Raw genomic sequence first — 4,354 nt, forward strand, 5'->3', positions numbered from 1 at the left:
CCTCAGCCGCCCCGCGCCCCACTCTCCTCGGTCGGCTCGCCCCGGTGCGGTGGCCTGCCGCCGGTCCGGCTCACCGCCCGCGCGCCCGCCCGGCACCCCCATGCCGCCGCCTCCCGCGGGTCCGCGCCCGCGAGGAGGGCGGCGAGGAAGGCACCGGTGAAGGCGTCACCGGCGCCCGTGGTGTCCCGCGCGCTCGCCGGTACGGCCGGAACTCGCACCGGCGTACCCCCGGAACGGGACACGAGCGCCCCGTCCGCCCCCGCCTTGACCACCACCAGCGGGACGACACGGCTCAACTCGGCCGCCGCGTCGGCCGGTTCCGGCAACCCCGTCAGCAGACTCGCCTCGTCCTGGCTGGGCAGCAGCGCGTCCAGCCCCTTGGCGAAGGCGAGGAACCGGCCGACCCCCAACTCCGCCAGAAAGCCGGCCGACGCCGGATCCATACTGACCGGCACGCCCCGCGCCCGGGCGGCATCGAGCGCGGTTTCCGCGAGCGCACGACTCGACTCCGTGAAGAGCAGATAACCCGACAGATGCAGCCAGGCGACCCCGTCGAGCAAGGCGTCCGACCAGTCGGCGGGCTCCAGCCGCAACGACGCCCCGCTGTCCGTGAGGAACGTACGTTCAGCCGCCGCGCCCGCGTCGACCAGACACACCACCGTCCCGGTCGCCGCCTGTAAATCGGTCACCAGGAGCGGCCGTACCCCGGACGCGACCAGCTCCCGCTCGTGCCATGCCGCCGCGTCCGCGCCGACCCGGCCGAGCAGCCGTACGTCCGCGCAGCCCGAGTCGGCCGCCCAACAGGCCACGTTGGCACCCGCGCCGCCCGGCAGCGTCCGGATCACCGCGGCCGTGTCCGTGCCGGTCGCGAGCGGTCCCCGATGCTGGGCGACCACATCGGTGACGACATCGCCGACGACCAGCAGCGCACCCGTGCGGTCCCCGGTCACCCCCGCGCCCACGCCGTGGCGATCCGCGCCCCCAGTCGCACATTGCCGCGCACCGCCGCCAGGTTGGCGCGCAGTGACGCGCCGTCCGTGTGCCGTACCAGGTAATCGAGGAGGAACGGGGTCACCGCCTGACCGGTGACGCCCCGCTCCGCACAGGCGGCGAGCGCCTCGTCGAGCACGCGCGCGTGCAACTCTGGGTCGAGCTGTTCCGCCTCCGGCACCGGATTGGCGACGATCAGAGCCGACTCCGCCACGCCCAGCGCGTCCTGCGCACGCATCACCTCCGCCACCTCCTCGGGGGCGTTCAGCGTCCAGTCGACCGGATGTCCCGAGTCGGAGAGGTAGAAGCCGGGGAACCGGTCCGTGCCGTACCCGGCGACGGCCACGCCCAGCGTCTCCAGCCGTTGCAGGGTCGCGGGCACGTCCAGGATCGACTTCACGCCCGCGCACACCACCGTGATCCCGGTCCGCGCCAACAGCCCCAGGTCGGCCGACTCGTCCTGGGTCACCGTCCAATCCCGGTGCACCCCGCCCAGCCCTCCGGTGGCGAAGACCCGGATGCCCGCCAGTGCGGCCAGCCGCGCGGTCGCCGACACCGTGGTCGCCCCGCTCGCCCGCGTCGCCACGGCGAACGGCAGATCGCGATGGCCCAGCTTGCGGATGCCGCCGTCATTGGCGACCCGCTCCAGCTGCGCCTTGTCCAGACCGATCAGCGGCCGGCCGTCGAGCACGGCGACGGTCGCCGGTACCGCGCCCTCGCCGCGAACCGCGTCCTCCAGCTCCAGGGCCACCCGCAGATTGCGCGGGCGGGGCAGACCATGGGCGATGATCGTGGACTCCAGGGCCACCACCGGCCGCCGCGTCTCGATCGCCTCCCGGACCTCTTCCGACACCACCAGCACCATGTGCCCGCCTCCTGTCCGCCGGTCCCTGCCGGTATCTCTGGCGGGCACCGGCCACGGCTAAACGCTCAGGAGCCCGGCGCCGCACGCGAAGGGGCCGTACCTGGCCGAACGGTTACCGGCCCTGGCCGGATACGGCGGCGCCGTTCAGAGCCGGATGCGGCGGGGCCGTTCAGAACCGGATGCAGCGGCCTGTTCAGAACAGCGGCTCGGGAAGCACCCCCTCCAGGGCGAGCAGCTGCCGCTTGGTCTCCAGACCGCCCCCGAAACCCCCGATCCCGCCGTCTCTCTCGACCACCCGGTGGCACGGCACCACCACCGGCAGCGGATTGGCGCCCATCGCCACGCCCACCGCCTGCGCCCCGCCGGGCTGTCCCACCCGGCCGGCGAGATCGCCGTACCCGACCACGCTGCCGTACGGCACCCCGGACGCCAGCTCGCGGAGCACCTGCCGGTTGAACCCGGAGATCAGCGACCAGTCCAGCGGCAGCTCGAAGTCCCGTCGCTCACCCGCGAAGTAAGCCCGCAGCTGGCGTATCGCCTCGACCAGCACCGGCGCCCGCGGATCCGCCACGGGCGTGCTGCCGAACCGGGTCGCCAGCCGCTCAAGCGTCCGCTCGCGCACCGCGTCGGTGGCGTGGAAGACCACGTTGACCAGTCCGTTCCTGGTCGCCGCCAGCATCAGCGGGCCGATGCCGGTCTCGATGACGGCCCACACCACCCGCTGCTCGTCCTGCCCATGGCTGTCCATGCGCCCACGGTACGACCCACCACTGACAACGCCCGCCGGTCCGGTGCCGCCCGCCCCCGACGACGCGCCCGCCCACTCGCCCGGTCGGGGCCCCGGTCACTTCGTGTCCAGCGCCGCCCGCACCACGTCCGCCTTGCTGCTGATGATCCCGTCGACGCCGTACCCGGCGACCTTGCGGGCCGCGGCCTTGTCGTCCACCGTCCAGGCGTACACCCCGAGCGGCCTGCCGTGCGGCCCGCGGACACCGTGCACCGCCGACACGTACGACTTGGTGAGCGATCCGTACGACGGGTTGACCAGGTCGACGAAACGCGCGTACTGCTTCAGCTGCGAGACCGGGGGAGCCCCGAGATAAGCCGTGGTCAGCGCGGGCTTCAGCTCATGGACGGTCCGCACGCTGTCCGCGCTGAAACTCTGCACGACCAGCCGCTTCAGATGGCCGCGGTCCAGCCAGCCCTCGTTGCCGAGGACCTTCAGGATCTGCTGTTCGATGCCTGGATACAGCTCCGGGTTCTTGACCTCCAGGAGCAGACTCTCGTGGTTGTGCTCGACCCGGCGCATGTACTGCTCCAGGGTCGGCACGCGCGTGCCCGCGAAGGCGGGGGAGAACCAGCTGCCCGCGTCCAGCCGGGCGATCTCGGCGGCGGTGAAGTCCTTCACCTTCCACGGCGCCCGGCCGGGGAAGACCTTCTCGGCGTTCGTGGTGCGCTTCAGGCTGTCGTCGTGGATGACCACCAGCTCGCCGTCCTTGGTGCGCTGGACGTCGTTCTCGACCCAGGTGGAGCCCAGCCGCGCCGCCTTGTCGATCGAGGGCAGCGTGTTCTCGGGAGCATAGGCGGGGGCACCCCGGTGGGCGATCACCAAGGGCGGCCGAACGCCCGCCTTGGCGTCGGAGGTGAGGCTCACCAGGGCCACCGCGGACAACACGGCCAGGACCACGGCGGCCAGAACGGCGACCAGGCGCGCGCGCATGCTTACTCCTCGCGTCGAACGAAAACCCACGCCGGACCGGCGACCGACAGCACCAGAGTGACAGCAGAGAGCCAACGGTACGCGACCGTACGAAGGCCACATATCGCAGTAAGACGCCGCCAGGTGCTCACCGGTGCCCCACAACTGGGGCAAGGCCGTGTTTCTTTGTCGGAAAGTCGTTCGACCATTCCGGTGGCAGTCATACTCTCTGCGACACCCCCGGCCGCCCGCGCGGTCCTGGTACGGCGCGGATTTTCAGGGTTTCCGGGACATACGAGGGCGAAGGGCAGCCGCGGATGCAGGGCACGGTCGACGGTTTCGGCTACGGGGCCGTCACCCCGTTGGTGGCCTATCTGATGGCCTGCCTCGGCGGCGCCCTCGGGCTGCGCTGCATCACGCGGTCCCTGCTGGTCACGCACGCACGGCGGCCGGCCTGGCTGGCCCTCGGCGCCGCCGCGCTCGGCTGCGGTACCTGGACCATGCACTTCGTCGCCATGATGGGCTTCAGCATCGAGCAGGCACCGGTCCACTACGACGAGCCGGTCACCTACGCGAGCCTCGGACTCGCCGTCCTCATGGTCGGCGTAGGAGTCTTCATCGTCGGCTACCGGGGCGCCACCGGGGCACCGCTCTTCACCGGCGGCACCGTCACCGGACTGGGCGTCGCCTCGATGCACTACCTCGGCATGGCCGGGATGCGCTTCCACGGAAGCTTCGCCTACAGCACGCCCAAAGTCGTCGCCTCCGTCGCCATAGCGGTCGCCGCCGCCACCGCCGCC

5 protein-coding genes are annotated in these 4,354 nt (G+C 72.1%); 1 reads left to right on the forward strand and 4 read right to left on the reverse strand.

What is annotated here, in order from left to right; genetic code table 11:
- Window positions 1–2: 2 nt before the first annotated feature.
- The 4 genes from CCN72_RS12060 to CCN72_RS12075 all read right to left on the reverse strand — a co-directional run bounded on the left by CCN72_RS12060 (window position 3) and on the right by CCN72_RS12075 (window position 3,575).
- A complete protein-coding gene (locus CCN72_RS12060) occupies window positions 3–962 on the reverse strand; it encodes a carbohydrate kinase family protein (RefSeq protein ID WP_086807527.1) in 960 nt (319 codons plus the stop codon).
- A complete protein-coding gene (locus CCN72_RS12065) occupies window positions 947–1,855 on the reverse strand; it encodes a pseudouridine-5'-phosphate glycosidase (protein WP_086807528.1) in 909 nt (302 codons plus the stop codon). Before CCN72_RS12065 ends, CCN72_RS12060 begins: the two co-directional genes overlap by 16 nt.
- 193 nt (window positions 1,856–2,048) lie before the next feature.
- Window positions 2,049–2,603, reverse strand: coding sequence for a methylated-DNA--[protein]-cysteine S-methyltransferase (locus tag CCN72_RS12070; protein ID WP_086807529.1), 555 nt, complete (start codon window positions 2,601–2,603; stop codon window positions 2,049–2,051).
- 96 nt (window positions 2,604–2,699) lie between these two features.
- Window positions 2,700–3,575, reverse strand: coding sequence for a glycerophosphodiester phosphodiesterase (locus CCN72_RS12075; RefSeq protein WP_085564202.1), 876 nt, complete (start codon window positions 3,573–3,575; stop codon window positions 2,700–2,702).
- Between the two features lie 296 nt (window positions 3,576–3,871).
- Between CCN72_RS12075 and CCN72_RS12080 the strand changes: the two genes are divergently transcribed.
- Window positions 3,872–4,354, forward strand: a 483-nt coding sequence (locus tag CCN72_RS12080) for an MHYT domain-containing protein (protein WP_279630232.1), incomplete at its 3' end; no start/stop codon positions are given.

Origin of the sequence: Streptomyces murinus, assembly GCF_002154555.1 — a bacterium.
Lineage (GTDB): Bacteria > Actinomycetota > Actinomycetes > Streptomycetales > Streptomycetaceae > Streptomyces > Streptomyces murinus.

Coding starts and splice junctions, on each gene's coding strand:
- CCN72_RS12065 (WP_086807528.1), bottom strand. CDS start 1,855: ATGGTGCTGGTGGTGTCGGAAGAGGTCCGGGAGGCGATCGAGACGCGG.
- CCN72_RS12070 (WP_086807529.1), bottom strand. CDS start 2,603: ATGGACAGCCATGGGCAGGACGAGCAGCGGGTGGTGTGGGCCGTCATC.
- CCN72_RS12075 (WP_085564202.1), bottom strand. CDS start 3,575: ATGCGCGCGCGCCTGGTCGCCGTTCTGGCCGCCGTGGTCCTGGCCGTG.